This is a genomic window from Atribacter sp. (genome assembly GCF_035418125.1).
Lineage (GTDB): Bacteria > Atribacterota > Atribacteria > Atribacterales > Atribacteraceae > Atribacter > Atribacter allofermentans.
Window position 1 is genome coordinate 1 of sequence record NZ_DAOLQM010000233.1, and the last position, 3581, is coordinate 3581.

The 3581-nt window shown below is 39.4% G+C and carries 3 protein-coding genes; all 3 read left to right on the forward strand.

Annotation, left to right across the window (positions count from 1 at the left end):
* The coding region (locus tag PLK24_RS09755) for a hybrid sensor histidine kinase/response regulator (protein ID WP_324478647.1) at nt 1-2241 on the forward strand (2241 nt) is incomplete at its 5' end.
* Nucleotides 2242-2262: 21 nt separating this feature from the next.
* Nucleotides 2263-2451: a hypothetical protein gene (locus PLK24_RS09760; RefSeq protein ID WP_502876065.1), complete on the forward strand. Its 189-nt coding sequence runs from the start codon at nt 2263-2265 to the stop codon at nt 2449-2451.
* A complete protein-coding gene (locus PLK24_RS09765; protein WP_324478651.1) occupies nt 2444-3529 on the forward strand; it encodes a response regulator in 1086 nt (361 codons plus the stop codon). The genes PLK24_RS09760 and PLK24_RS09765 overlap by 8 nt, the downstream gene beginning before the upstream one ends.
* Nucleotides 3530-3581 lie beyond the last annotated feature (52 nt).

Genomic DNA, 3581 nt, shown 5'->3' on the forward strand with positions numbered 1-3581 from the left:
TGGCAGAAGATTTATGGCGATTTTACTAATCGAAAATGCTATGAATATTTTCTTGGTTTAGAGAAACCCTGTGAGGATTGTGTTATTCATGAGGTAATGCAAACAAAACAGACGGTCGATTTAGAAAGAACTCTCTTTAAAGAGAATAACCGTGTCATTGAAGTACATACTATTCCATTAAAGGATATATCAGGAAAATGGGTTGTAGCCAAATTTAATATCGACATCACCAAGCAAAAGCGAGCAGAAAAGGCGCTTCGAGAAAGTGAGGAAAAATTTCGCCTCCTGGTGCAGTCAACCGACGATATTATCTTTACCTTAGATGCTCAGCAGCGACATACCAGTGTTTATGGACAATGGTTAGGACAAAGTGGGTTGAGTGAAGATAAGTTTTTGGGGAAAACTGCCGCTGAAATTTTTGGAGAGGAAGCAGCTGAGATTCATACTCAATCCAATCTACTTGCTCTTCGAGGCGAATTTGTTAAATATGAATGGTCAGCAAAATTAGAAGGGAAAGAGCATTTTTACCAAACTTCCCTTTCTCCAATGAAAAATAGCGAGGGAAAAGTATTCGGCTTGGTCGGTATCGGTCGTGATATTACTGCCCTAAAAAAGGCAGAGAAAGCTCAACGTGATATTGAATCACGGTTCCAAAAAGTGGTTGAAGGTGCACCTGATGCAATCTACATAGAAACGAACAGACAATTTAACTATCTCAATCCCGCTTCATGTAAACTATTTGGAGCCAAATCACCAGAAGAACTATTGGGTCAACCGGTAATGGATCGGATTCATCCTTCAGTAAGAGAGCGAGCTAGGCAGCGTATTCATCTTTTAAATGTCGAAAAACAATCGGTTCCCTTAATTGAGCAAATTTACCTTCGTTTGGATGGCAGTGAAGTTCCAGTGGAAGTCACGGCGGTTCCCATTTTCTACCAAGGAAAAGACGGAGCCTTGGCGTTTGCTCGAAATATTACCGAACGGAAAAAAGCCGAGGAAGAACGTTCAAAGCTTGCCAAGCGCATACAGATTTCTGAGAAGATGGAGGTCATTGGAAGTTTAGCTGGTGGAATTGCTCATGATTTCAATAACCTGCTATCGGTAATCACTGGGTATACCGATTTAATTTTATCCAGTGATTGTGAAGATGATTCAATACGTGAAAATTTAACCGAAGTTCGAAAAGCTACCGAAAGGGCAACAGCGCTCACTCAACAATTGCTTACCCTTAGCCGTAAGCAAGTTGTTCATCCTGAGCTTATTCAACTTAATCAAATTATTATCGGGATGGAAAAGATGCTGAAGCAAATTATTGGAGATAAAATTGATCTCATTCAAACCCTTTCTCCCGAACTGGGATTAACCTTGGCCGACCCCAATCAATTGGAGCAGGTGGTTATGAATTTAGTTGTAAATGCCCGTGATGCCATGCCCAATGGAGGAAAGATCATAATTGAAACGGCTAACGTTGAGCTTGATGAAAAATATACAGCTCAGCATGTCGATTTATTCCCCGGACCATATATCATACTAACCATTTCTGATAGTGGAAGCGGTATGGATGAACAAACTAAATTGAGAATCTTCGAACCATTTTTTACTACCAAAACCAAAGGGACCGGCCTCGGACTTTCAACGGTATATGGGATTGTAAAGCAAAATAAAGGGCATATCTGGGTTTACAGTGAACCGGGAGAAGGAACTACTTTTAAAATTTATTTAAAGCGGGAAACTCCTCAAAAAATCATTCATAAACCCACAGTACCAGTGGAGAGCCAAAATCCAAGAGGAACTGAAACCGTTCTGGTTGTGGATGATGAACAATCAGTTCGAAATCTTGTGAAGAAAATTCTAAGTAATGTCGGTTATACAGTATTATCAGCAGCAAGTGGTCTAGAAGCTCTTCAAATATTGAATCAGGATGAAAAACAAGTACAATTGGTGCTTACCGATATCGTTATGCCTGAAATGAGCGGTAATAAATTTTCCGACCATCTTTTAAAGCTTTTTCCTCATATCAAAGTAATCTTTATGTCGGGTTTTGCGGATAGTGCCGTACAAAATAATGAGATTGATAATGATCAGGCAATCTCAATTATCAGTAAACCTTTCAGTACGGCAGATCTTACTCATAAAGTGAGGGAAGTGTTAGACGGTGTTATGCTTTCAAAAATTGAAAAAAAAGAGAAGATAGTATTGACTCATAAAAGCAAGAAGAACGGAGTTATTCTTCAAAAATAATTACCACTTCTTCCGATAAAAATCTATGAAGATTTGCGACAAGCGACATTAGCCGCACGATACGATGATTTAGTTCAAATTATTGAGAAGATCCATTCCATAGATATTAATTTAGCCGAAATACTTTATCAATTAGCTGATGAATATAATTACGATGGAATTTTAGATTTTATCGATGATAAAGGAGTGGGAGAAAAACAATATGATTGAAATGAGTACTGGAAATGTGCTGGTGGTTGATGATGCCCACGATAATCTTCGACTACTCAGCACCCTCTTAAAAAGGGGCGGGCTGGTGCCAAGACCAGTTGATAGCGGCAAAAAAGCTCTTGAAGCGGCAGTTGTTGATCCACCAGATTTAGTTCTTTTAGACATCCAGATGCCAGAAATGTCGGGGTTTGAGGTATGCCAAAGATTTATGCAAGATGAACGGCTCCAGAATATACCAATTATCTTTATCAGTGGTCGTCAAGGAACTGATGACAAGGTGAAAGCCTTTCAGGCCGGAGGGGTTGATTATGTATCCAAACCCTTCCAAGAACAAGAAGTATTAGCACGGGTTTGGGCTCATATACACCTCAAAAAGCTTCGAGAAGAGTTACTGTATCATAACAAACAGCTGGAAGAAAAAGTAGCAAAACAGGTTGAAGTCATTACCGCATCTCAAATGGCAACCATTTTTGCCTTGGCAAAATTGGCTGAATCACGGGATAAAGGAACTGGTCAACACTTTGAGAGAGTCCGCATTTTTAGTAAAAAACTAGCTCTTCAAATGAGAAACATGGGATTATATAAAGATATTTTAACACCGTCTTTTATAGATAACCTTTATCAAGCCGCCTGTCTTCATGACATTGGAAAAGTTGGAGTACCTGATGCAATTCTATTAAAACCAGGAAAAGTAACCCCTGAAGAATATGAAGAAATCAAGAAACACAGCCTTTATGGTGCCGATACTTTAGCTAAGGTTTTAAAACATTTTCCCGAGAATCAATTTCTGCAAATGGGTGTCGAATTGGCTCGATCTCATCACGAGAAATGGGATGGAACCGGTTATCCCGAGGGTCTAGTTGGAAAGGATATACCCTTGAGTGGTCGGATTATTGCTCTGGCTGATTATTATGATGCTCTAACATCCCACCGCTACTATCGGAAAGCTTTTAGCCACGAAGAGACAGCTCGAATGATATATCAAGAAAGTGGAAAACATTTTGACCCTGACGTGGCTGAGGCTTTTCGAGTTCTTGAAAAAGAATTCAGCCAGATTCGTCAGGAAATGCAAGATTAATACAATTCCCGATGTTCTTGCGGTCTATCCTGAAAATATCATCAAATGAATT